The following is a 23,099-nucleotide window of genomic DNA, read 5'->3' as shown; positions in this document are numbered from 1 at the left end:
CCGCTCTCCGACAGTCTGTCAGAACTGATAATTGGCGGTGAGGCTCACGTTACGCGGCGCGCCGTAAACAATGGAACCATCAATATTGGTGTCGTAGGTTTTATCGAACAGGTTGTTGATGTTTCCCTGTACGGAGAAATTTTTCGTCACCTGATAATGGGTAAACAGATCGACCAGCGCATAGCTGCCCTGTTCGGCGCGGAAAGTGCCGTACGGCGTCGTGGTATCTTTGTAAACCCGATTCTGCCAGTTCACACCGCCGCCGACCGTCAGATCCGGTATCGCCGGCAGACGATAGCGGGTGAATAACTTCACGCTGGTGCGCGGGAGATTGGGGTTCACGGCGTTACCTTCATTGTCCTCGGCAACATACCGGGTAGCCCCGAAAGTCATCTGCCAGTTATCGGTAATTGCGCCGTTCACTTCAAATTCGACGCCTTTGCTCACCGTTCCGTCAGTAGACTTCCAGGCAAATTCCCCATTACTGCCAGGGATGGGAATAGTGGTTGCCTGAGCGACGTTATCCTGCTCAATGCGGAACACGGACAACGTGGTGGTGAGGCGGCTGTTCATCCAGTCGGACTTCAGACCCGCTTCATAGTTATTACCGGTAATCGGAGCCAGATATTGACCCGCTTTGTCGCGTTTATTCTGCGGCTGAAAGATAGAGGTATAACTGGCATAAGCGGACCAGTTGTCGTTGATATCATAAATCAGCCCGGCATACGGCGTGGTATGGTTTTTCTCCATGCTGTAGGTCAGTGTATCAACACGCCAGTTGGTATAACGAGCGCCAAGAATCAGATGCAGCGGGTCGGCCAGCGAAATGCGCGTAGCGGCATACAGCGATTTCATATGCGTGGTATCGTCCTGCGCCAGATTTTGTGGCGCCCAGTGGGTTTGGGGGAAATTACCGTTAAAGGCGCTGAAGTTGCCAATGTCGTCCGGAAAGACGTTCGCCCAGGCGCTAAAATAGCGGTTATTCTGTTTACTATAACTGCCGCCAAACATCATATTGTGCTGACGGCCAAACAGCTCATAAGCGCCATCGGCAAAGAGATCTATGGCATCTACTTTGCGCTTGCCGCTGTTCCAGCCCGTACCGCCGACCACGGGGTAGCTTGCGCCATAAGGACTCACCAGCGTACCTGTCTCTTTATCGACTAAAGCATCGATATACATCATTTTACTGTCGAATTTGACCTCAGTATGGGTCGCATTCAGGGTCGCCTGCCAGCTTTCGGCAAAACGCTGCTTAAGCGTGACGAAGAATTTATTTATCTCTTTATTGTTATAAGCCCAGTCCGGGGCGGTACTACGCGCGCGGTCATAGCTATTTTTGCTGCCATCGGTGTTCCAGCGCGGCAGACCGCCCCAGGTTGGGCTGTTGACATCAATTTTTTGATATTCATAACCAGCTGAAAGGCTGGTGGTTGCACCCAGATCGGCATCGACAATTCCGGAAAAGAACGCTTTCTCACTGTTATAGCGGTCCAGCCAGGAATCATTATTCTGATAACCCGCCACGATGCGCCCACGGACATTGCCGTCTGCGGTGAGCGGACTTTGCAGATCCATGACGTAACGCTGCTTATTCCAGCTACCGTATTCTGTGGCGACGTTACCTTTGAACTCCCGACTGGTGGCGTGTTTACGGATCATATTAATTGAGGCAGAAGGATTGCCGGTTCCGGTCATCAGCCCATTCGCGCCGCGAACCACCTCCACGCGCTCATACAGCGCGGTATCCGTTAGCGCATCGCCCAGATTCCAGCGGGACTCAAAATACGTTGGAATACCGTCAACCATATAGTTGTCAATTTCAAACCCGCGCGAGTAATAGCTGATGCGATCGGAGTCAGCCTGGCTTCCGCTGATCCCCAGCGTATTGGTCATCACCTCGCCCAGGGTTTGCAACTGCTGGTCTTCCATACGCTGTTGGCTGACAATACTGACCGACTGCGGGATATCGCGCTGAGTCATCGGCATTTTGGTGCCCGCTGCGGTAGTTTTCACGCTGTAATCCTGTTCTTCACGGTTTACGGCGTCAGCGGTCGTCGCGCCTTCGACAATAACGGTATCCTCAGCCGCGAAGGCGGCAGGCATAAATGCCATCGCCATACCCATAGCTAACAGCGACGGTGCGGCGGTGGACGGAAGGTGTTTGTCCCGGCGGTATTGAATGAAAGACATCTGAAAATCCTTGCTTGTTATTGGGGTAAGTTCAGGACGTATGACGTTGAACCTTTTCATTCTTTGCTAGTTAATGCGCATAAAAATGCAAATGAGAAATATACGCATTTGTGTTAAATGTGTAAAACGGTATAACCAGGGAAACTAGAAATATTTTTTAAGCGTACAAAGGCGTCATGGCAGGGGGATATGGCGGTAAGTCCAGCATGTAGTCATTTTTCGCTTAATAAATCGTGGGTTAAAGTTGAAAGAGCGTCGGTAACTCGCTCATACTCTATACTCGCAGTATGGCTCGGCGTAGCATGTGCGCTGCAAGGGCTATTATGAAAAAGGAAAACGTCGTGGCAGAAGAAACTATATTCAGCAAAATTATTCGTCGTGAAATCCCTTCGGATATCGTTTATCAGGATGAGCTGGTCACCGCCTTTCGTGATATTTCACCGCAGGCGCCGACGCATATCTTGATTATTCCCAATATCCTGATCCCAACCGTCAATGACGTGACGGCGGAACATGAACAGGCGTTAGGTCGGATGATCACCGTGGCGGCGAAAATCGCCGAACAGGAAGGCATTGCCGAAGATGGGTATCGTTTAATCATGAATACCAACCGTCATGGGGGCCAGGAGGTTTATCATATCCATATGCACCTACTGGGCGGCCGCCCGCTAGGCCCGATGCTGGCGCATAAAGGCTTGTAAGTATGATCAAAGGATGCATCGCGGTTTCTCTGGGCTTGCTGCTGCTTACCGGCTGCCGGTCACACCCTGAAATTCCGGTAAGCGACGCGCAGTCGCTGGTGATGGAGTCCACGGTTCTGGCGGCGGGCGTCACCGCAGAGCCGCCTGAACTGACGGCGTCTGATATCCAGCCATCAGCCTCTTCCCGCGTCTATAACGAAAGGCAAGAGCCCATAACCGTTCATTATCGGTTTTACTGGTATGACGCGCGGGGGCTGGAGATGCATCCGCTGGAGGCGCCGCGTAGCGTAACCATACCCGCGCGTTCGTCGGTAACGCTATTTGGCAGCGCCAATTATCTGGGGGCGCATAAGGTCAGGCTTTATCTTTATTTGTGAGGAGTGAATTTTGATGACAAAAATGCATCGCTACGCTGCCATTGCTGCGCTGGCGATATTTCTCTCCGGGTGTATGGCGCAACGTCAACCTGCGCCAGTTGAAGAGGTAAAACCAGCGCCAGAACAACCCGCGCAGCCACCACAGCCTCCTGTTGTGCCGTCTGTGCCAACCATTCCACAGCAACCGGGGCCGATCGAACATGAAGATCAAACGGGCCAGCCAGCGCCTAAGGTGCGCCACTATGACTGGAACGGCGCGATGCAACCGCTGGTCAGCAAAATGTTGCAGGCTGATGGCGTGACGGCCGGAAGCGTATTGCTTGTCGACAGCGTGAATAACCGGACGAATGGGTCGTTAAATGCGAACGAGGCAACGGAAACGTTACGTAATGCGCTGGCGAACAACGGTAAATTTACGCTGGTCTCCGTACAGCAACTCTCGATGGCAAAACAGCAGTTAGGGTTGTCTCCGCAGGATAGTCTGGGAACGCGCAGTAAAGCTATTGGCATTGCGCGCAATGTCGGGGCGCAATATGTACTTTACTCCAGCGCATCCGGTAACGTTAACGCGCCTGCATTACAGATGCAGTTAATGCTGGTGCAAACTGGCGAGATAATCTGGTCAGGTAAAGGTGCGGTCCAACAACAATAATCCCTTAACGCGCGACGAGATCCTGTCGCGCTATTTTCCCCAGTATCGTCCCGCCGTCGCCGCATCGCAGGGGCTAAGCGGCGGGAGCTGTATTATTGCCCACGATACTCACCGTATCGTGCTGCGCCGTCATCACGACCCCGACGCTCCACCAGCCCATTTTTTACGTCATTACCGTGCCTTATCCCAATTGCCGGCCAGTCTTGCGCCGCGAGCGCTTTTTTATTCGCCGGGCTGGATGGCGGTAGAATATCTGCATGGTGTGGTAAATTCCGCTCTGCCAGATGCCGACGAACTGGCGGCCTTACTGTATCATTTGCATCAACAGCCGCGTTTTGGCTGGCGTATCGCGCTATCGCCACTATTGGCGCAGTACTGGTCGTGTTGCGATCCGGCAAGGCGTACGCCGTTTTGGTTGCGGCGGCTCAAACAGTTGCAAAAAAACGGTGAACCTCGCCCGCTGCGGCTCGCGCCTTTGCATATGGATGTCCATGGCGACAATATAGTATTAACGTCCGCCGGGTTGAGACTGATTGACTGGGAGTATGCCGGCGACGGCGATATTGCGTTGGAGCTGGCGGCAGTATGGGTTGAGGATGAACGCCAGCACCGACAACTGGCAGACGCTTATGCCGCGCGCGCGCGAATCGACGCCCGGCAGCTATGGCGACAGATACGATTATGGCACCCCTGGGTCATTATGCTAAAAGCAGGGTGGTTCGAATACCGCTGGCGACAAACCGGCGAGCAACAATTTATCAGGCTGGCCGATGAAACCTGGCGCCAGCTACGTATGAAAGGATAAGGAGAGCAGTGTGGGCCCAGTAATGTTGAATGTCGAAGGATGTGAGCTGGATGCGGAGGAGCGCGAGATACTGGCGCATCCGCTGGTTGGCGGGCTTATTCTGTTCACGCGTAATTACCATGACCCGGAACAGCTGCGCGAATTAGTGCGCCAGATTCGGGCGGCATCGCGTAACCATCTGGTGGTGGCCGTCGATCAGGAAGGCGGGCGCGTACAGCGTTTCCGTGAAGGGTTTACCCGCCTGCCCGCGGCGCAATCTTTTTTTGCGCTGCATGGGCTGGAAGAGGGGGGGCGACTGGCGCAGGAGGCAGGGTGGCTGATGGCCAGCGAAATGATCGCGATGGATATTGATATCAGTTTTGCGCCAGTGCTGGATGTCGGGCATATCAGCGCGGCAATTGGCGAGCGTTCTTATCATGCCGATCCCGCAAAAGCGTTGGCAATGGCAACGCGCTTTATTGACGGCATGCATGACGCCGGGATGAAAACGACCGGTAAGCATTTCCCCGGCCACGGCGCGGTCACGGCGGACTCCCACAAAGAGACGCCGTGCGATCCACGTCCTGAAACGGACATCCGTGGCAAAGATATGTCGGTGTTCCGCACGCTGATTAGCGAGAATAAACTGGATGCGATTATGCCTGCCCACGTGATCTACCGCGCTATCGATCCGCGTCCGGCAAGCGGTTCGCCGTACTGGCTGAAAACGGTGCTGCGTCAGGAGTTAGGCTTTGATGGCGTCATTTTCTCCGACGATCTGTCGATGGAGGGCGCGGCGATTATGGGCAGCTATGCTGAGCGCGCTCAGGCGTCGCTGGATGCGGGTTGCGATATGATTCTGGTCTGCAATAATCGTAAAGGCGCAGTCAGCGTGCTGGATAATCTGTCGCCGATCAAAGCAGAACGTGTTACACGTTTGTATCATAAAGGTTCATTTTCACGCCGGGAGCTCATGGACTCAGCACGCTGGAAAACAGCCAGCGCCCAGCTCAACCAGTTACATGAACGCTGGCAGGAAGAAAAAGCAGGTCATTAACTCGAGTTTTCGTGAGGGTGCCAGATGATTATTTATTTACACGGTTTTGATTCAAATAGTCCGGGCAACCATGAAAAAGTGTTGCAATTACAGTTTATCGACCCGGATGTTCGGCTGGTAAGCTACAGTACGCGGCATCCTAAGCACGATATGCAGCATCTGCTGAAAGAAGTGGACAAAATGTTGCAGTTGAATGTGGACGAGCGCCCTTTAATCTGTGGCGTGGGGCTGGGCGGTTACTGGGCGGAGCGGATTGGCTTTTTGTGCGATATCCGTCAGGTGGTTTTTAACCCGAACCTGTTCCCCTATGAAAACATGGAGGGGAAAATCGATCGCCCGGAAGAATATGCGGACATCGCTACAAAGTGCGTGACCAACTTTCGCGAAAAAAATCGCGATCGTTGTCTGGTGATCCTCTCGCGTCATGACGAAGCGCTGGACAGCCAACGCTCAGCGCAAGCGCTTCACCCGTATTATGAAATTGTGTGGGATGAGGAACAGACTCACAAATTCAAAAATATTTCGCCGCATTTGCAACGTATCAAAGCGTTTAAAACGCTGGGGTAACGCCATCCGGCAATATGGCGTTATCAGTGACCGGATAACCAGCCTTGCGGCTGGTTTTTTTATGCTCAATTCTCGCAAACTGTCTATCTTTTCAGCATGAAAACTTGATGCACATCAATTTTGGTATGACCAATGCACCGTTCATGCTATTCTCATATCAGAAGCTTATTCTCATTAACGTAACTTGTTGTTAATTAAAGGCTATGCTAATAACTTTTAATTAACAATTGGTTAATGAATTTAAGGGGGTCACGTTGACTACACCATTAAAAAAGATCGTGATTGTCGGCGGCGGCGCTGGCGGGCTGGAAATGGCGACGCAGTTAGGCCATAAACTGGGGCGCAAGAAAAAAGCGAAAATCACGCTGGTAGACAGAAATCACAGCCATCTGTGGAAACCATTGCTGCACGAAGTGGCGACTGGCTCTCTGGACGAAGGCGTGGATGCGCTGAGCTATCTGGCCCATGCGCGCAATCATGGTTTCCAGTTCCAGCTGGGGTCGGTGATGGATATCGATCGCGAAGCGAAAACCATCACTATTGCCGAGTTACGTGATGAAAAGGGCGAACTGCTGGTGCCGGAGCGCAAAATCGCGTATGACACGCTGGTGATGGCGCTGGGCAGCACCTCTAATGATTTCAACACGCCGGGCGTGAAAGAGCACTGTATCTTCCTCGATAACCCGCATCAAGCGCGCCGTTTTCACCAGGAGATGCTGAACCTGTTCCTCAAGTATTCGGCTAATCTGGGCGCGAACGGTAAGGTCAATATCGCCATCGTTGGCGGCGGTGCGACGGGGGTTGAGCTGTCGGCTGAACTGCATAATGCGGTAAAACAGCTGCATAGCTATGGTTATAAGGGGCTGACCAACGACGCGCTGAACGTGACGTTGGTTGAGGCTGGCGAGCGTATTCTGCCTGCGTTGCCGCCGCGTATCTCCAGCGCCGCGCATAATGAACTGACCAAACTGGGCGTTCGCGTGCTGACGCAAACTATGGTCACCAGCGCCGACGAAGGCGGTCTGCATACGAAAGAAGGTGAATATATTCAGGCCGATCTGATGGTGTGGGCGGCGGGTATCAAAGCGCCAGATTTTATGAAAGAGATTGGTGGTCTGGAAACGAACCGCATTAACCAACTGGTGGTGGAACCGACGCTGCAAACCACGCGCGATCCTGATATTTATGCGATTGGCGACTGCGCTTCCTGCGCACGTCCGGAGGGAGGTTTTGTGCCGCCTCGCGCTCAGGCGGCGCATCAGATGGCTACCTGCGCGATGAATAACATTCTGGCGCAGATGAATGGCAAACCGCTGAAAGCTTACCAGTATAAAGATCATGGATCGCTGGTCTCTCTGTCCAACTTCTCTACCGTGGGTAGTCTGATGGGGAACCTGACCCGCGGTTCAATGATGATTGAAGGACGTATCGCCCGCTTCGTGTATATCTCGCTATACCGTATGCACCAGATAGCGCTGCATGGATACTTTAAAACCGGCCTGATGATGCTGGTGGGCAGTATTAACCGCGTCATTCGTCCGCGCCTGAAACTGCATTAATTTCTCTGCGCCTCACCGGCTGCTCGCGCCGGTGAGCGCTTCTCCATCTCTTGCTTCGGAGTTGTCCGAATCCTTCAGCTTTACCGCCTCATCCCGCATTTTTCATCCTCATTCCGATTGGCTTTGTTCGCATACTGGTTGCAAAATTGTTACCAATAGCAACGAAGGAGGAACTCCCGTGAATAAATCAATGTTGGCGGGTATAGGGATTGGCGTAGCGGCTGCGCTGGGTGTGGCGGCAGTGGCCAGTCTCAACGTATTTGATCGTGGTCCGCAGTATGCGCAGGTGATATCGGCTAAACCGATTAAAGAGACGGTAAAAACGCCGCGTCAGGAGTGCCGTAATGTCACGGTCACGCATCGTAGACCGGTTCAGGACGAAAACCGTATTGCCGGCTCGGTGCTTGGCGCAGTAGCAGGCGGCGTGATTGGACATCAATTTGGCGGCGGTCGTGGTAAAGATGTGGCGACGGTCGTCGGGGCGCTGGGCGGCGGTTATGCTGGCAATCAAATCCAGGGATCAATGCAAGAAAGTGATACCTACACTACCACGCAGCAACGCTGTAAGACGGTGTATGACAAATCTGAAAAGATGCTTGGCTACGACGTGACCTACAAAATTGGCGATCAGCAGGGCAAAATCCGCATGGATAAAGACCCCGGAACGCAAATTCCCCTCGACGGCAATGGCCAACTGGTTCTGAATAACAAAGCATAAAAAAGCTGTACTCTGCAAGTTAGCCCCTCATTCGCTCAGGCTGAGGGGCTTTTTTTTATCCGAAGCCGCGTCGTTCAGGACTTGAGCAGTTCAGGCCAGATGCGCAGAGTCGTACGCGTAATTTGCATCAGTTGTTCGAAGGTGGCACCTTCACGGGCGCTGATCGACATTCCCTGTAAAATACAGTTTATATATTCTGCGAGCGCCTGCGGGTTACAGTGCGCCGGAATTTCACCGCGCTCCTGACGTTGGCGCAGAAACTGGATGAGCGTCTGTTCCTGCATGGCGTGGCGTGATTTTACCGTGCGGGCGATATCGCGCGAGGAGGCGGCGAGGGTGGCAGACGTATTAATCATAAAGCAGCCAGCCGGCGTGTCTGTACTGGTAAAGCAGGCGGCAATTTCTGTGAAGTAATCTTTCAGCGCCGATTCCACGCTTTTCTCTTCACAAAAGAGCTGGGCTTCGTGCTTTGAGGCAAAGCGAGTGATGTAGCGATCCAGGACAGCGCGAAATAATCCTTCTTTGTTAGTAAATTCCGCATAGAGAGTAGGCGCTTTCGCCCCGGTAGCCTCTACGAGATCGGCAAGCGAAGTTGCTTCATAGCCGTGCTGCCAGAAGAGAGTCATGGCCTTATCAAGCGCGGCTTCCCTGTCGAACACTTTTGGTCGGCCACGGCTTTTCTTCGCGCAACTCGTGGTATCCGTTGTCATGATGCCGTTGTACCTGTTTAAAGAGCGGTCTCTCTATTATAAAAACAAACCACTTCTGGCTCCAGAGTATTCATTAGAAAAATAAATCAATTCTATTCACATGAAAAATAACATCTTTATAAATTATATAACGATCATTATAAAAAGAAGTTGACGTGTGATGTAGATCACATCTATGATTAACTTATCGATCGTTAAGTTAATGCTTACGACACCCATTCATCTGCTAAAGGTCATCACTATGAAAAACGTAAAAACCCTCATCGCTGCTGCGGTACTGAGTTCGCTCTCATTCGCCAGCTTCGCCGCCGTTGAAGTTCAGGCAACGCCAGAAGGTCAACAGAAGTTCGGCACCATTTCCGCGAATGGCGGCACGAATCTGGGCTCGCTGGAAGATCAGCTGGCGCAAAAAGCGCAGGAGATGGGGGCGAAGTCTTTCCGTATTACCTCTGTTACCGGCCCGAATACCCTCCACGGTACGGCGGTAATCTATAAGTAAGCATTAACCCTCATTAATGCCGCTGCGATTGCCACAATAAAAAGAGAAAGCCTCGCGATGCATCGCGAGGCTTTTTTGTCGGTCAGCTATTCACGCTTACAGCGACTGCGGTTTCGCCTCTGCTTGACGGGTTACATCCACCGGCATTCCGGAGCGCACTTCCATAACATGTTCCATCACCGCGGCGTCGGTCTGCGGCGCGTCCTTAAAGGTCTGCATCGGGCCATTCAGCACAATCGGCAACACCTGCGGATCGTCGCCTATATTTTTAGACAGCGGCTGATGAACTTCCACCAGTCGCACGCCGCCTGGCTCCACCGAGGCTTTAATCGGCGTATTAATAATATTCACTTTGGTTCCCGGCGTGACCTGACGGAACAATGCCTCTATATCACCGTCGCGCAGACGGATACAGCCGGAACTGACGCGCATACCAATGCCAAAATCGGCATTCGTGCCATGTAACAGATAGACGCCGCCGTAGGCCGCTAAACGAATCGCGTGATGCCCCATTGGGTTATCGGGACCGGCAGGCACCACGGCGGGGAGATCGATGCCTTGCGCTTTATAACGGGCGCGAATATTGGCGGTCGGCGTCCAGGTTGGATTGGCGCGTTTATCCGAAATGGTCGTCACCATCGTTGGCGTCAGGGTATCGCCGCCTAGTTGGCCAATCCCGATAGGGTAGACCGTGACCGTATTTTTCCCCGGTTGATAATAGTAAAGCCGTAATTCCGCGAGGTTAATGACGATACCTTCACGTGGCGCGTCCGGTAGCAGCGTTTGCAGCGGAATCGTCAGCACGCTGCCTGCGCGTGGCACGTAAGGATCAATGCCGGGGTTGGCCTGTAACAGGGCTAAAAAGCCCACGTTATATTTTTTGGCGATCGCCTCCAGCGAGCCGCCGTCGTCTTCAACGACATGGAATTTATTTTCTCCCACCAGTCTACTGCCGGGGGGTGGAAGAGGCCACGTATTCGCCTGCGCGGGAAGGGCAAGCATGATGGTCGCGGTAAGCGCAAACAACGCCCACCAGCGAGAGAGTCGCGTATTGTTGAACATTATAATAAACCCATGATTATTATGTGGTTATTTTTATAAAAGAGGAAATAAGAATTATGGCGGCTGGCTGTGTCTGGAACTGCAGGGAAGTGCAAAGAATTTGTAAAGATTAGGCCGGACGCAGAGTAATGACGCCCGGCCTGACGCTTATGCAATAGCGTTTTCTTCCAGTTGCTGCATAAACTGGCGTACCCAGTCTATACGCGTTTTACGTTCGCTTAAATCCTGAATAAACTTGAGGCGCGTCGGACCATCCAGACGGAAATGCTGCGGCTGTTTTTGCAGCAACCCGATAAGCCAGGCGGGGTCAACGTGGTTTTTCTCGGCGAACTCAATCGTTCCGCCTTTCTCGTTACCCTCCAGTTTTCGGATGCCGAGCTTTTGCGCCTGTTGGCGCAGGCGGGCGATATCCAGCAGATTACGCGCCGGATCGGGCAGCAGGCCGAAGCGATCGATCAATTCCACTTTGATCTCCTCCAGCTCGTTTTCGTTCTTCGCGCTGGCAATGCGTTTATAGAATGACAGCCGGGTATTAACATCCGGAATAAAATCATCCGGCAGTAACGACGGCATTCGCAGCTCGACTTCCGTTTGCTGACTAGTGAGATCTTCCAGCGAGGGTTCGCGGCCTGCTTTCAGCGCATCAACGGCGTTTTCCAGCAGTTCCATGTAGAGTGAGAAGCCAATGGTTTCCATTGAGCCGCTTTGCTCTTCGCCAAGCAGTTCGCCCGCGCCGCGGATCTCCAGATCGTGGGTCGCCAGCGCAAACCCGGCGCCTAAATCCTCCAGCGACGCAATCGCCTCCAGCCGTTTTTGCGCATCGGTGGTCATGGCCTTAGGATGTGGCGTCAACAGCCAGGCGTAGGCCTGGTGGTGCGAGCGCCCTACGCGGCCACGCAGCTGGTGCAACTGCGCGAGGCCGAAATGATCCGCGCGTTCAATGATGATCGTGTTCGCGGTGGGGATATCAATCCCCGTTTCGATAATGGTAGTACACACCAGCACGTTAAAACGTTGATGGTGGAAATCGTTCATGACCCGTTCCAGCTCACGTTCGCGCATCTGCCCGTGGCCTATAGCGATTCGCGCTTCCGGCACCAGTTCCGCCAGCCGCTCTGCGGCTTTCTGAATATTTTCGACGTCATTGTACAAATAGTAAACCTGACCGCCGCGCAGGATTTCACGCAGAATCGCTTCCCTTACTACCAGGCTATCATACTCGCGGACAAAGGTTTTTACCGCCAGACGACGGGCAGGGGGAGTGGCGATAATGGAGAGATCGCGCATACCGCTCATCGCCATATTCAGCGTCCGCGGGATCGGCGTCGCCGTGAGCGTCAGAATATCGACATCGGCGCGCATCGCCTTAATTCGCTCTTTGTGGCGCACGCCGAAACGGTGCTCTTCATCGACAATCAGCAGGCCGAGGTCGCGCAGCTTCACATCGCTTTGTAGCAGTTTATGCGTACCGATCAGAATATCGATCTTACCCTCGGCGGCTTCCGCCAGGATTTGCGTCTGCTCTTTGGCACTGCGAAAGCGAGACAGCATCTCAATGCGTACCGGCCAGTTGGCGAAACGGTCGCGGAAGTTGTCATAGTGTTGCTGCGCCAGCAGCGTAGTCGGCACCAGTACCGCCACCTGTTTATGGTTTTCCACCGCCAGGAACGCGGCGCGCATCGCCACTTCGGTTTTGCCGAAGCCGACGTCGCCGCACACCAGCCTGTCCATCGCCAGCGGTTGGCACATATCGCTCAATACGGCGTTAATCGCCTGTGCCTGATCGGGCGTCGTTTCAAACGGGAAGCTGTCGCAGAATAACTGATACTGCTCACGATCATGCTTAAAGGCAAAACCCTCTTTTGCCGCCCGTTGCGCATAAATATCCAACAGTTCCGCTGCGACATCGCGCACTTTTTCCGCCGCTTTCTGCCGGGCGCGCGACCAGGCGTCGCCGCCCAGTTTATGCAGAGGCGCACTTTCTTCCGCGCCGCCGGCATAGCGGCTAATCAGATGCAATGAGGAGACCGGCACATACAGTTTGGCGTCATTGGCGTAAGTGAGCATCAGATATTCACCCTTGATGCCGCCAGCCTCCAGAGTGGTCATGCCGGCATAGCGTCCGACGCCGTGCTCCAGATGCACTACCGGTTGACCGACGTGGAGCTCCGCCAGGTTACGAATCAACGTATCCGGGTTGATCGTACGACGGGAATCCAGGCGGCGACGCGCGACCCGTTCACCCAGGAGATCGCTTTCACAAATCAGCGCCAGATTGCGTTGGGTGTCGATAAAGCCATGTTCTGCGGCGCCAATCATCAGATAGCGTCCCGCATCCTGCGTCTCGTCCAGGCGTAATATCCGCTTCGGCGCGATTTTTATGCGAGCCAGGAGCTCCCCCAGCGCTTCGCGGCGTCCTTCGCTTTCCACCGAAAAAATCACCGGACCGCTGAAAGATTCGAGGAATTTACGCAGCGCGTCCAGCGGCGCTTTCTGCTGCGCCTGGATAGCCAAATCCGGTAATTTCTGGAAACCAAGATTGGTATTGGCGGCTTTTTCCGGCAGATGGTCGGTTTTAAGCTGGAGACGAGGCCAGCGTTTAAGCTCGGAAAAGAGCTCATCTACCCGTAGCCAGAGGGCTTCCGGCGGCAAAAGCGGGCGCATAGGATCGACGCCGCGATTTTCAAAACGCGCCAGCGTATCGGCCTGAAAGCGTTCGGCGCTGGTTTCCAGCGAGCCAGTATTCACCACCAGAGTATTGGCGGGGAAATAGCTAAATAATGGCGGTAACGGTTCGCTGAAAAAGAGCGGCTGCCAGTATTCGATCCCGGCGGGCAGGGTGCCTTTGCTGACCTGCTGATAGATGTGCTCGGCGTCGCGTTTTACCTCAAAGGTATCGCGCCACTGGCTACGGAAAAGCTCAATAGCGGCTTTGTCGGTAGGAAATTCGTGCGCGGGCAACAAATTGATGGCCTCGACCTCCTCCAGCGTACGCTGGGTATCCGCGTCAAACAGACGCAGGCTGTCGATTTCATCATCAAAAAAGTCGAGGCGATAAGGCTGTTCGCTGCCCATCGGAAAGAGATCCAACAGCGCGCCGCGCGTCGCGTATTCGCCATGCTCCATCACCTGATCGACATGCCGATAACCGGCGCTGTCAAGCTGCGCGCGCAGAGCGTCGCGGGACAGCCGCTGGCCTTTTTTCATCACCAGCGCATGACCATGCAGATAGCTATGCGGACAAACGCGCTGCATCAGGGTGTTTACCGGTACAATCAAGACGCCGCGCTGCATCGACGGCAACTGGTAGAGCGTGGACAGACGCGAAGAGATAATTTCCTGATGCGGGGAGAAGCTGTCATACGGTAGCGTTTCCCAGTCCGCCAGGTTCATGACCATCTGATCGGTAAACTGGCGGATTTCATCATGCAATCGCAGAGCATTTTGCATGTCAGGCGCTATGAGTACCACCGGACCGGCATGGCGTTCGGCTATCTCCGCCACCAGCGTAGCGCAGGCGGCACCGGTAAGTTCGCCCAACTGGCGCTGATCGCCCGCTTTTGTCGGCAGCGTGTAACGTTGTTTTTCAGGCATAACGGTTGTCAGTATCTCTTTTTGTTTTACGCCGCACTCTACGCGTCACCCTTCAGGCTGCTTCATGGTTGGCTGCGCGCCGGGACAGCATGAAGGACTCAGGTATTCAGGGGCATATGACTGATAAGCAATGTTCTTTATTATCCGCGATCGTTGTTTATTAGCAAATTGAATCCGCCGGATAACACGTCGAACAGGTAAAGTATGAACATGTAAGTGACTTGATTTGTCGGCCTTTTTCAGAATAGCGCTGACGAACTCTTACGGTTCAGACATTTACGCATTCCGCTTTCGCTTATATACTCGGGACTTTGCTAACAGCAACCAGACGGATTACATGTATCAACCTGTCGCTCTATTCATCGGCCTGCGTTACATGCGCGGGCGTGCAGCAGATCGCTTCGGTCGCTTCGTTTCCTGGCTTTCCACTATCGGCATTACCCTGGGGGTGATGGCGCTGGTCACGGTATTGTCGGTGATGAACGGTTTTGAGCGCGAACTGCAAAATAACATTCTTGGTTTGATGCCTCAGGCCATCCTCTCTGCTGAACATGGTTCTCTTAACCCGAATCAGATGCCGGAAAAAGCGGTGAATCTGCAAGGCGTTAACCGTATTGCGCCGCTGACGACGGGCGATGTCGTACTGCAAAGCGCGCGTAGCGTTGCGGTTGGCGTGATGTTGGGTATCGATCCGGCGCAAAAAGATCCGTTAACGCCGTATCTGGTCAATGTGAAGCAAAGCGAATTACAGCCGGGTAAGTATAATGTCATCCTCGGCGAGCAGCTCGCCGGACAGTTAGGGGTCAACCGTGGCGATCAGATTCGGCTAATGGTGCCATCTGCCAGCCAGTTTACGCCAATGGGACGTCTGCCCAGCCAGCGTCTGTTTACGGTGATTGGCACATTTGCCGCCAATAGCGAGGTCGATGGCTATGAAATGCTGGTCAATATTCAGGACGCGTCGCGTTTAATGCGCTATCCGGCAGGCAATATTACCGGCTGGCGTCTATGGCTGGATGAACCGCTGCAAGTCGATACCCTCAGCCAACAGACGCTGCCGCAAGGCACTAAGTGGCAGGACTGGCGCGAACGCAAAGGCGAGTTGTTCCAGGCTGTGCGCATGGAAAAGAACATGATGGGATTGTTGCTGAGCCTCATCGTGGCGGTCGCGGCTTTTAACATTATTACTTCGTTGGGTCTGATGGTCATGGAGAAGCAGGGCGAAGTGGCGATTTTACAAACTCAAGGGCTGACGCCGCGACAAATTATGATGGTCTTTATGGTGCAGGGCGCCAGCGCCGGGATTATCGGCGCGCTGTTGGGCGCCGCGCTGGGCGCATTGCTTGCCAGCCAACTGAATAACCTGATGCCGATCATCGGCGCGTTTCTGGATGGCGCTGCGTTGCCCGTGGCGATAGAGCCGTTACAGGTGATCGTTATCGCTCTGGTGGCAATGGCCATCGCGCTGCTTTCTACGCTTTATCCTTCCTGGCGCGCTGCCGCCACTCAACCCGCTGAGGCTTTACGTTATGAATAAGATCCTGTTGCAATGCGACAACCTGTGCAAACGCTATCAGGAAGGCACTGTACAAACCGACGTGTTGCACGATGTCAGCTTCAGTATCGGCGAAGGCGAAATGATGGCGATCGTCGGCAGTTCCGGTTCGGGTAAAAGTACGTTGCTGCATCTGTTAGGCGGGCTGGATACGCCTACCTCTGGCGATGTGATTTTTAGCGGCCAGCCGATGAGCAAACTCTCTTCTGCGGCAAAAGCGGAATTACGTAACCAGAAACTGGGGTTTATCTATCAGTTTCATCATCTCCTGCCGGATTTTACGGCGCTGGAAAACGTGGCGATGCCATTATTGATTGGCAAAAAGAAACCGGCGGAGATTGACGCTCGGGCGCGAGAAATGCTGCACGCCGTAGGGCTGGAGCATCGCGCAACCCATCGACCTTCGGAACTTTCCGGCGGTGAGCGCCAGCGTGTCGCGATTGCGCGCGCGTTGGTGAATAACCCGCGTCTGGTACTGGCGGATGAGCCGACCGGTAATCTGGATGCGCGTAATGCCGACAGTATTTTTGAGCTTCTGGGCGAGTTAAATCGTCTGCAGGGAACCGCGTTTCTGGTGGTGACTCACGATTTGCAACTGGCGAAACGTATGAGCCGCCAGCTTGAGATGCGCGATGGCCGCCTGACGGCGGAACTGAGCCTGATGGGGGCGGAGTAATGGCGTCGCCTTTATCATTGTTAATTGGCTTGCGTTTCAGCCGTGGACGGCGGCGCGGCGGTATGGTTTCGCTCATTTCCGTCATTTCTACCATCGGTATCGCGCTGGGCGTGGCGGTATTGATTGTCGGTTTAAGCGCGATGAACGGTTTCGAACGCGAGTTGAATAACCGTATTCTGGCGGTGGTTCCGCACGGGGAGATTGAAGCGGTCAATCAGCCGTGGACCAACTGGCGTGAAGCGCTGGCAAAAGTGCAGAAGGTGCCGGGCATTGCCGCCGCCGCGCCGTATATCAATTTTACCGGCCTGGTAGAGAGCGGGGCGAATTTGCGCGCCATTCAGGTTAAAGGCGTCGACCCTAAGCAAGAGCAGCAGCTTAGCGCGTTACCGTCATTTGTGCAAAATCACGCCTGGGATCATTTCAAAGCGGGCGAGCAGCAGATCATTATCGGTAAAGGCGTCGCCGATGCGCTGAACGTGAAACAGGGCGACTGGGTGTCCATCATGATCCCCAATGCGAATGCCGACCATAAGCTGCTCCAGCCCAAACGCGTGCGTTTGCATGTCATCGGGATTCTGCAACTGAGCGGCCAGCTCGATCACAGCTTCGCCATGATCCCGCTTGAGGATGCGCAGCAGTATCTGGATATGGGGTCCAGCGTTTCCGGTATCGCGCTTAAAGTCCACGACGTGTTTAATGCGAACAAACTGGTGCGTGATGCGGGTGAAGTGACTAACAGCTATGTCTACATTAAGAGCTGGATCGGCACCTACGGCTATATGTATCGCGATATCCAGATGATTCGCGCCATTATGTATCTGGCGATGATTCTGGTGATCGGCGTGGCCTGTTTTAATATCGTTTCCACCTTAGTGATGGCGGTAAAAGACAAAAGCGGCGACATTGCGGTATTAAGAACGCTGGGGGCGAAAGATGGTTTGATTCGTGCCATTTTCGTCTGGTACGGACTACTGGCGGGCTTGCTGGGCAGCTTGATTGGCGTGGCGATCGGCGTTGTCGTTTCGCTTCAGCTTACCGCCATTATTAATGGGATTGAAAAGGAGATCGGGCATCAGTTTTTGTCCGGCGATATCTATTTTATCGACTTCCTGCCATCCGAATTACATTGGCTGGACGTTGTTTACGTACTGGTCACGGCGTTGTTGTTAAGCTTACTGGCGAGCTGGTATCCGGCGCGGCGGGCGAGCAACATTGACCCTGCGCGAGTATTGAGCGGCCAGTAATCGCGGAATATAAAAACAAGGAGCGGTGATGTATTACGGGTTTGACATTGGCGGAACAAAGATTGCGTTAGGCGTATTTGACTCAACGCGGCGGCTACAGTGGGAAAAACGGGTTCCCACGCCTCATGCCAGCTATGGTGCCTTTTTAGACGCTGTGTGCGAACTGGTCGCGGAAGCCGACCAGCGATTTGGCGTAAAAGGGTCGGTAGGGATTGGCATACCCGGTATGCCGGAAACCGAAGACGGCACGCTGTACGCCGCGAATGTCCCGGCAGCCAGCGGTAAGCCGTTGCGCGCCGATCTCAGCGCCCGACTGGATCGCGATGTGCGTCTGGACAATGACGCTAACTGTTTTGCCTTGTCCGAAGCCTGGGATGATGAATTCACGCAATATCCTTTGGTTATGGGGCTTATCCTCGGCACCGGCGTCGGCGGCGGCCTGGTGCTAAACGGGAAGCCGATTACCGGTCAGAGCTATATCACCGGCGAGTTTGGTCATATGCGTTTGCCGATTGACGCGCTAACGTTGATGGGGTTTGATTTTCCTCTCCGCCGTTGTGGATGCGGTCAGATGGGCTGCATTGAGAATTATCTGTCCGGGCGCGGGTTTGCGTGGCTATATCAGCATTATTATGATCAATCGCTGCAGGCGCCGGAGATTATCGCGTTGTGGGAGCAAGGCGATGAGCGGGCACACGCGCATGTTGAGCGCTATCTGGATTTACTGGCGGTTTGTCTGGGGAATATACTGACGATTGTCGATCCCGATTTATTGGTGATCGGCGGCGGACTATCGAACTTTACGGCAATAACAACGCAACTGGCGGAAAGACTGCCGCGCCATCTCCTCCCTGTTGCCCGCGCGCCGCGCATTGAGCGTGCGCGGCATGGGGATGCAGGTGGGATGCGCGGTGCTGCTTTTTTACATCTTACCGACTAATCAAAAAAAGAGGTTGTTATGCAGTCGCGTCGGTTTCATCGATTAAGCCGCTTTCGTAAAAATAAACGTCTGTTGCGTGAACGTCTGCGCCAGCGGATCTTTTTCAGAGACAGAGTGGTGCCGGAAATGATGGAAAACCCAAGAGTATTAGTCCTTACAGGTGCAGGAATTTCTGCAGAGTCTGGTATTCGTACGTTTCGCGCGGCGGATGGCCTTTGGGAAGAGCATCGGGTTGAAGATGTGGCAACGCCGGAAGGATTCGCCCGTAATCCGGGGCTGGTGCAGACATTTTATAATGCCCGCCGTCAGCAGCTTCAACAGCCTGAAATACAACCCAATGCGGCGCATCTGGCGTTAGCGAAGCTTGAAGAAGCGCTTGGCGATCGCTTTTTGCTGGTGACGCAAAACATCGACAATTTGCATGAACGCGCGGGCAATCGCAACATCATTCATATGCATGGCGAGCTGTTGAAGGTGCGCTGTTCGCAAAGCGGCCAAATTCTGGAATGGAACGGCGATGTGATGCCGGAAGATAAATGTCACTGCTGCCAGTTCCCGGCGCCGCTACGTCCGCACGTGGTGTGGTTTGGCGAGATGCCGCTTGGCATGGATGAAATTTATATGGCGCTGTCGATGGCGGATATTTTTATCGCCATTGGCACATCCGGTCATGTCTATCCGGCTGCGGGTTTTGTGCATGAAGCAAAACTGCACGGCGCACATACGGTGGAACTAAATCTTGAGCCAAGCCAGGTCGGCAGCGAGTTTGAAGAGAAGCACTACGGCCCGGCAAGCCAGGTTGTGCCGGAATTTGTTGATAAATTCCTGAAAGGGCTGTAGTGCTGTTTGCCCGGTAACGCCTTATCCGGCCTACATTTCACGTTACGTTCATCTGTAGGCCCGACAGGCGCTTTGGCTGAATTAGCGTCCTGCTTTTAGCTTCTGATAATACTCTTCATAAATGGCGCTGGCGTCGCCGACATCGTTTTGCCACTCGCCTTTGCTGATGGTTTGCGCATCCGGATAGAGCGACTTATCATTGGCGACCTCCGGGCTTAACAGCTTACGCGCCGCCAGGTTGGGGGTAGGGTAGCCGATGGTTTCTGCCACCTCTTTCGCGACGTCAGGACGCAGCAGGAAGTTGATTAGCTTCAGCGCGCCCTCTTTATTTTTCGCGTTCGCCGGAATAGCCAGGCTATCCATCCAGAAAATACCGCCTTCCTTCGGCCAGACGACCTCCAGCGGCGTGCCAGCCTGACGAGCAACGAAGGCCGAACCGTTCCACACCATCCCCAGGTTGACTTCCCCTTCCATATACGGATTCGCCGGATTATCGGAGTTGAAGGCCGCTACGTTCGGCATCAGTTTTTTCAACTCTTCATATGCCGCTTCGATCTCTTTCGGATCGGTAGTGTTACCGGAATAACCTAGCTTGCGCAGCGCCATCTGGAAAACTTCTCGCGCATCGTCGGTTAAAAGCAGGCTGTTTTTATATTCCGGTTTCCACAAGTCAGCCCAGCTGGTAATGGTTTTTGGATCGATAGCATCGCTGTTCACGCCAATCGCCGTTGCGCCCCAGATATACGGAACAGAATAATCGTTGTTGGGGTCAAACGGTTTGTTGAGCATTTCCGGATCGAGGTTGTGGAAATTGGTTAATTTCGACTTATCGATCTTCTGAATCATGCCTTCTTTGCGCATTTTGTCGACATAGTATGTAGAAGGAACAACCAGGTCATACGCGCCATCTTTATAGGTTTTGAGTTTGGCATACATGGTTTCGTTCGACTCGTAGGTCGAATAAATCACCTTAATGCCGGTCTCTTTAGTGAACTGTTCCAGCAGGCCCGGCGGCACATACTCAGTCCAGTTATAGAAATAGAGCGTGTCGTTGTCGGAGGCATGAGCGGTACTCATACCCAGCGCCAGGGCGCCCGCCGCGAGCAGGTGGCGTGACCATTTTTTCATTTAACGTCCCCTGAATTACGGGCCTTATCGGCCCTTGGTTTTATCACGAGCAATAAGCTGGCTGGCAATGACCATTACCAGAGACAGCACCAATAAAACGGTCGCCAGCGCGTTCACTTCTGGTGAAACGCCGACTTTTACCATGGAATAAATCTTTAAGGGTAAAATTTCATAGCCCGGCCCGGTGACAAACGACGAGACTACTACATCGTCCATCGACAACGTAAAGCTCAGCAACCAGCCCGCCGCCACCGCCGGCATCGCCAGTGGCAGAATGATTTTGCGTAAAATCGTTACCTCACTGGCCCCCAGGTCTTTTGCGGCTTCCAGCATTCTGACATCAAAGCCTTTCAGGCGCGAATAGACCGTGACGACCACAAACGGCAGGCTAAAGGTGATGTGCGAGAACAGCAACGACCAAAAGCCCAGTTGAATGCCGAGTAACATAAACAGCACCAGCAGGGAGATCGCCATCACGATATCCGGCGACATCATCACCACAAACAGCATCCCGCTGACGAATGGCTTCCCGCGAAAGCGGTAGCGATAAAGCGCCACCGCGGTTAACGAGCCAATCAACGTGGCGAAGGTCGCTGAAAAAATCGCCATCGTCAGTGAATGTTGAGCGGCCTGCAACAGACTGTCGTTATTGACCAGGAGTTCGTACCATTTAGTGGTAAAGCCCTGCCAGTTAATGCCGAACCGCGAACTGTTGAAGGAGTTCACGATCAGAATAATGATGGGAATATACAGATACGCATAGATGGCAGTCATGAAACCGCCACGGAGCAGCCGACCGATCATTCAAGTTCCACCTTCTTATTCAGAGGATGGGGTGCTTTTAGAGTATTGAAAATGATCAATTTTTTCTCTTCTCCAAAATCTCTCCAAAACGTCTCGCGGTTATCAGCAGCAAGGAAGAAGCAAGCTGCCGCTTGAAGCCGCGAATTTTACAACAAATTGCCAGACGAGCGGGAAAAAAAGGCCATTTAAATGACTATTCTCATCCGATCCGGTCATATGCGGCATTATTGCGCCAGGCAAGAGGTTACTCTGTAGGCAAACAGGAAGTACGTGAGTAAACCCTGAACGTGACGTCTGAGAAAGCGTCGTCTGATTTTATAAAAAACAACATAAGCAGCCGCTTTGTTGTTCTGAGCGAACGTGTAGCGTGGTTAACTGTTCTTCCGCCATTTTTTGTATAGCCTGGGGGTCTATTCTAAAAATGGCGTGAAAAACCTTATCAGAGATGGCTTCGATTATCTCAGCTAACATACTTTGGCTGGTGCTGGGATCCGTTACGAGGAACGCCTGAAACGTCTTATCCGCCAGTAAAACCTCTTTTACCATTTTTTCAATAGGTATGTGGGTATGCGGTGGTGGTATTTCAAGCTGTTTTAATCCACACATCGCCATTGTTTCTAAAAATGCGTTTTGCTGAGTACTTTCGGATATATTCGCATGCTGTAAAATGCGCGTTGTCTTTTCAATCCCAGACTGAATTTTCGCTGCCAAGTAGGTTACCTTTTCTTGCGTTTTCCACTCATCTAAATTTCCTTTTCTCCATTCAGAATATAGATACCCCTCTATGTTGTCTAATGGAACCGATAATGTCGGCGCGCCAGCAGGGTTGAGACATAATGTCGAAGGGAGGGGGTAATCTACGATTTCGCTATATCTTGTATTAATCATGGCCGTCATTTGTGGATGCGGTTTTAAAATATCGGGGCGATCTTTTATTAAAAAATAAGCATTCCCCATGACTTCACAGGTAAAGGCATCGGTATTTTGAGTGATACGTAACAATTCGTTCTCTTCGTTTTGATCCATGATGCAAAGAATAATAGTGTCATCATTTTCATTAGGATTATGAACCTGAAATCTATCTCTTTGCGATGCGCAGGCTAATGCCTTCAACTCAAAAAAAATCTCTGTAAGCCGCTCTCGTGTGGGGGTACAATCGGCAAACAACATCTCATGTAGACAACGGTCCGCTTTTGCTTTGCCAGTAGAAAAAAAGAAGTCTTTAATTTTTTCCCATAAAACTTTGCAACATGTTTCTTTCGTATTCCCTGGGGGATTGATAAGGATTTCACTTTTTAAAAGACCATTCCCTATAGTAATCGGCATATTAATCTCACTTATACTGGAGTAAAAATGACTACATAATTGATTAAATCGACCCTTTTTATCTCAACTGCGGGCGCATCGGATGTAATATAATTTTTAAAAGAGACTGGCAA

Annotated in this window: 21 protein-coding genes; 14 read left to right on the top strand and 7 right to left on the bottom strand. The window is 52.8% G+C overall.

Translation table 11 applies throughout. The features are described 5' to 3' along the window. Window positions 1-18: 18 nt before the first annotated feature. Window positions 19-2,193, bottom strand: coding sequence for a ferric-rhodotorulic acid/ferric-coprogen receptor FhuE (gene fhuE / locus EOS97_RS23445; RefSeq protein ID WP_000008397.1), 2,175 nt, complete (start codon window positions 2,191-2,193; stop codon window positions 19-21). Window positions 2,194-2,534: 341 nt separating this feature from the next. Here fhuE and hinT point away from each other — a divergent pair, with 341 nt between their 5' ends. The 8 genes from hinT (at window position 2,535) to EOS97_RS23405 (ending at window position 8,608) form a co-directional block, all read left to right on the top strand. After that, complete coding sequence (hinT, locus tag EOS97_RS23440; protein WP_001532068.1) at window positions 2,535-2,894, top strand: purine nucleoside phosphoramidase; 360 nt, start codon at window positions 2,535-2,537, stop codon at window positions 2,892-2,894. A 2-nt stretch (window positions 2,895-2,896) separates the two neighbouring features. Then, window positions 2,897-3,271, top strand: a complete 375-nt coding sequence (locus EOS97_RS23435) for a YcfL family protein (protein ID WP_000589563.1) — start codon at window positions 2,897-2,899, stop codon at window positions 3,269-3,271. 13 nt (window positions 3,272-3,284) lie between these two features. Beyond that, on the top strand, window positions 3,285-3,923 hold the full coding sequence (gene lpoB / locus EOS97_RS23430) for a penicillin-binding protein activator LpoB (RefSeq protein ID WP_000164359.1): 639 nt from the start codon (window positions 3,285-3,287) through the stop codon (window positions 3,921-3,923). Then, on the top strand, window positions 3,904-4,728 hold the full coding sequence (thiK, locus tag EOS97_RS23425) for a thiamine kinase (protein ID WP_001257324.1): 825 nt from the start codon (window positions 3,904-3,906) through the stop codon (window positions 4,726-4,728). Before lpoB ends, thiK begins: the two co-directional genes overlap by 20 nt. A gap of 10 nt (window positions 4,729-4,738) precedes the next feature. Next, the gene (nagZ, locus tag EOS97_RS23420; RefSeq protein WP_000529340.1) at window positions 4,739-5,764 is read left to right on the top strand and encodes a beta-N-acetylhexosaminidase; all 1,026 of its coding nucleotides are present in this window, start codon (window positions 4,739-4,741) and stop codon (window positions 5,762-5,764) included. A 24-nt stretch (window positions 5,765-5,788) separates the two neighbouring features. Next, a complete protein-coding gene (gene ycfP, locus EOS97_RS23415; protein ID WP_000587945.1) occupies window positions 5,789-6,331 on the top strand; it encodes an alpha/beta hydrolase YcfP in 543 nt (180 codons plus the stop codon). A 254-nt stretch (window positions 6,332-6,585) separates the two neighbouring features. Beyond that, complete coding sequence (ndh, locus tag EOS97_RS23410) at window positions 6,586-7,890, top strand: NADH-quinone dehydrogenase (protein WP_000211053.1); 1,305 nt, start codon at window positions 6,586-6,588, stop codon at window positions 7,888-7,890. A gap of 178 nt (window positions 7,891-8,068) precedes the next feature. Further along, entirely contained in the window at window positions 8,069-8,608 is a 540-nt protein-coding gene (locus tag EOS97_RS23405) for a glycine zipper 2TM domain-containing protein (protein WP_001043449.1), read from the top strand. 74 nt (window positions 8,609-8,682) lie between these two features. On the opposite strand, the gene comR is transcribed toward EOS97_RS23405, so the two are convergent. Continuing rightward, window positions 8,683-9,318: a TetR family copper-responsive transcriptional repressor ComR gene (comR, locus tag EOS97_RS23400; protein WP_000205989.1), complete on the bottom strand. Its 636-nt coding sequence runs from the start codon at window positions 9,316-9,318 to the stop codon at window positions 8,683-8,685. A gap of 241 nt (window positions 9,319-9,559) precedes the next feature. On the opposite strand from comR, the gene bhsA reads away from it, so the two are divergent. Then, on the top strand, window positions 9,560-9,817 hold the full coding sequence (bhsA, locus tag EOS97_RS23395) for a multiple stress resistance protein BhsA (RefSeq protein ID WP_000800159.1): 258 nt from the start codon (window positions 9,560-9,562) through the stop codon (window positions 9,815-9,817). Window positions 9,818-9,913: 96 nt separating this feature from the next. Here the strand turns inward: bhsA and EOS97_RS23390 are convergent, their stop codons facing one another. Together EOS97_RS23390 and mfd are read right to left on the bottom strand one after the other, a co-directional pair. Next, on the bottom strand, window positions 9,914-10,879 hold the full coding sequence (locus tag EOS97_RS23390) for a L,D-transpeptidase family protein (protein WP_000482958.1): 966 nt from the start codon (window positions 10,877-10,879) through the stop codon (window positions 9,914-9,916). A gap of 147 nt (window positions 10,880-11,026) precedes the next feature. Then, entirely contained in the window at window positions 11,027-14,473 is a 3,447-nt protein-coding gene (gene mfd, locus EOS97_RS23385) for a transcription-repair coupling factor (RefSeq protein WP_001114328.1), read from the bottom strand. 337 nt (window positions 14,474-14,810) lie between these two features. Here mfd and lolC point away from each other — a divergent pair, with 337 nt between their 5' ends. The 5 genes from lolC to cobB are packed head-to-tail and all read left to right on the top strand — an operon-like array spanning window position 14,811 to window position 19,728. After that, window positions 14,811-16,010 (top strand): lipoprotein-releasing ABC transporter permease subunit LolC, encoded by a 1,200-nt coding sequence (lolC, locus tag EOS97_RS23380; protein WP_001518787.1) that lies wholly within the window; start codon window positions 14,811-14,813, stop codon window positions 16,008-16,010. Next, window positions 16,003-16,704: a lipoprotein-releasing ABC transporter ATP-binding protein LolD gene (gene lolD, locus EOS97_RS23375; RefSeq protein ID WP_001033714.1), complete on the top strand. Its 702-nt coding sequence runs from the start codon at window positions 16,003-16,005 to the stop codon at window positions 16,702-16,704. The genes lolC and lolD overlap by 8 nt, the downstream gene beginning before the upstream one ends. After that, the gene (lolE, locus tag EOS97_RS23370) at window positions 16,704-17,948 is read left to right on the top strand and encodes a lipoprotein-releasing ABC transporter permease subunit LolE (RefSeq protein ID WP_000168092.1); all 1,245 of its coding nucleotides are present in this window, start codon (window positions 16,704-16,706) and stop codon (window positions 17,946-17,948) included. The genes lolD and lolE overlap by 1 nt, the downstream gene beginning before the upstream one ends. Window positions 17,949-17,976: 28 nt before the next feature. Then, window positions 17,977-18,888, top strand: a complete 912-nt coding sequence (nagK, locus tag EOS97_RS23365) for an N-acetylglucosamine kinase (protein ID WP_000291318.1) — start codon at window positions 17,977-17,979, stop codon at window positions 18,886-18,888. An 18-nt stretch (window positions 18,889-18,906) separates the two neighbouring features. Continuing rightward, window positions 18,907-19,728: a Sir2 family NAD+-dependent deacetylase gene (cobB, locus tag EOS97_RS23360; protein ID WP_001191856.1), complete on the top strand. Its 822-nt coding sequence runs from the start codon at window positions 18,907-18,909 to the stop codon at window positions 19,726-19,728. Window positions 19,729-19,809: 81 nt separating this feature from the next. Here the strand turns inward: cobB and potD are convergent, their stop codons facing one another. The 3 genes from potD to sifA form a co-directional block, all read right to left on the bottom strand. Next, complete coding sequence (gene potD, locus EOS97_RS23355; RefSeq protein WP_000759335.1) at window positions 19,810-20,856, bottom strand: spermidine/putrescine ABC transporter substrate-binding protein PotD; 1,047 nt, start codon at window positions 20,854-20,856, stop codon at window positions 19,810-19,812. A 24-nt stretch (window positions 20,857-20,880) separates the two neighbouring features. Continuing rightward, window positions 20,881-21,660 (bottom strand): spermidine/putrescine ABC transporter permease PotC, encoded by a 780-nt coding sequence (gene potC / locus EOS97_RS23350; protein WP_000580299.1) that lies wholly within the window; start codon window positions 21,658-21,660, stop codon window positions 20,881-20,883. A gap of 315 nt (window positions 21,661-21,975) precedes the next feature. Further along, entirely contained in the window at window positions 21,976-22,986 is a 1,011-nt protein-coding gene (sifA, locus tag EOS97_RS23345) for an SPI-2 type III secretion system effector SifA (RefSeq protein ID WP_001805122.1), read from the bottom strand. Between the last annotated feature and the right edge of the window lie 113 nt (window positions 22,987-23,099).

It is taken from the genome of Salmonella sp. SSDFZ54 (assembly GCF_004010735.1).
Classification (GTDB): domain Bacteria; phylum Pseudomonadota; class Gammaproteobacteria; order Enterobacterales; family Enterobacteriaceae; genus Salmonella; species Salmonella enterica.
Note: the sequence above shows the minus strand (reverse complement) of the source record. Positions and strands in the feature narration are given on the sequence as shown.

What these genes read in the sequence shown, in the direction of transcription:
- fhuE (WP_000008397.1), bottom strand. Translation starts at nt 2,193, where the DNA reads ATGTCTTTCATTCAATACCGCCGGGACAAACACCTTCCGTCCACCGCC.
- EOS97_RS23435 (WP_000589563.1), top strand. Translation starts at nt 2,897, where the DNA reads ATGATCAAAGGATGCATCGCGGTTTCTCTGGGCTTGCTGCTGCTTACC.
- lpoB (WP_000164359.1), top strand. Translation starts at nt 3,285, where the DNA reads ATGACAAAAATGCATCGCTACGCTGCCATTGCTGCGCTGGCGATATTT.
- ycfP (WP_000587945.1), top strand. Translation starts at nt 5,789, where the DNA reads ATGATTATTTATTTACACGGTTTTGATTCAAATAGTCCGGGCAACCAT.
- comR (WP_000205989.1), bottom strand. Translation starts at nt 9,318, where the DNA reads ATGACAACGGATACCACGAGTTGCGCGAAGAAAAGCCGTGGCCGACCA.
- bhsA (WP_000800159.1), top strand. Translation starts at nt 9,560, where the DNA reads ATGAAAAACGTAAAAACCCTCATCGCTGCTGCGGTACTGAGTTCGCTC.
- EOS97_RS23390 (WP_000482958.1), bottom strand. Translation starts at nt 10,879, where the DNA reads ATGTTCAACAATACGCGACTCTCTCGCTGGTGGGCGTTGTTTGCGCTT.
- mfd (WP_001114328.1), bottom strand. Translation starts at nt 14,473, where the DNA reads ATGCCTGAAAAACAACGTTACACGCTGCCGACAAAAGCGGGCGATCAG.
- lolC (WP_001518787.1), top strand. Translation starts at nt 14,811, where the DNA reads ATGTATCAACCTGTCGCTCTATTCATCGGCCTGCGTTACATGCGCGGG.
- lolD (WP_001033714.1), top strand. Translation starts at nt 16,003, where the DNA reads ATGAATAAGATCCTGTTGCAATGCGACAACCTGTGCAAACGCTATCAG.
- lolE (WP_000168092.1), top strand. Translation starts at nt 16,704, where the DNA reads ATGGCGTCGCCTTTATCATTGTTAATTGGCTTGCGTTTCAGCCGTGGA.
- nagK (WP_000291318.1), top strand. Translation starts at nt 17,977, where the DNA reads ATGTATTACGGGTTTGACATTGGCGGAACAAAGATTGCGTTAGGCGTA.
- cobB (WP_001191856.1), top strand. Translation starts at nt 18,907, where the DNA reads ATGCAGTCGCGTCGGTTTCATCGATTAAGCCGCTTTCGTAAAAATAAA.
- potD (WP_000759335.1), bottom strand. Translation starts at nt 20,856, where the DNA reads ATGAAAAAATGGTCACGCCACCTGCTCGCGGCGGGCGCCCTGGCGCTG.
- potC (WP_000580299.1), bottom strand. Translation starts at nt 21,660, where the DNA reads ATGATCGGTCGGCTGCTCCGTGGCGGTTTCATGACTGCCATCTATGCG.
- sifA (WP_001805122.1), bottom strand. Translation starts at nt 22,986, where the DNA reads ATGCCGATTACTATAGGGAATGGTCTTTTAAAAAGTGAAATCCTTATC.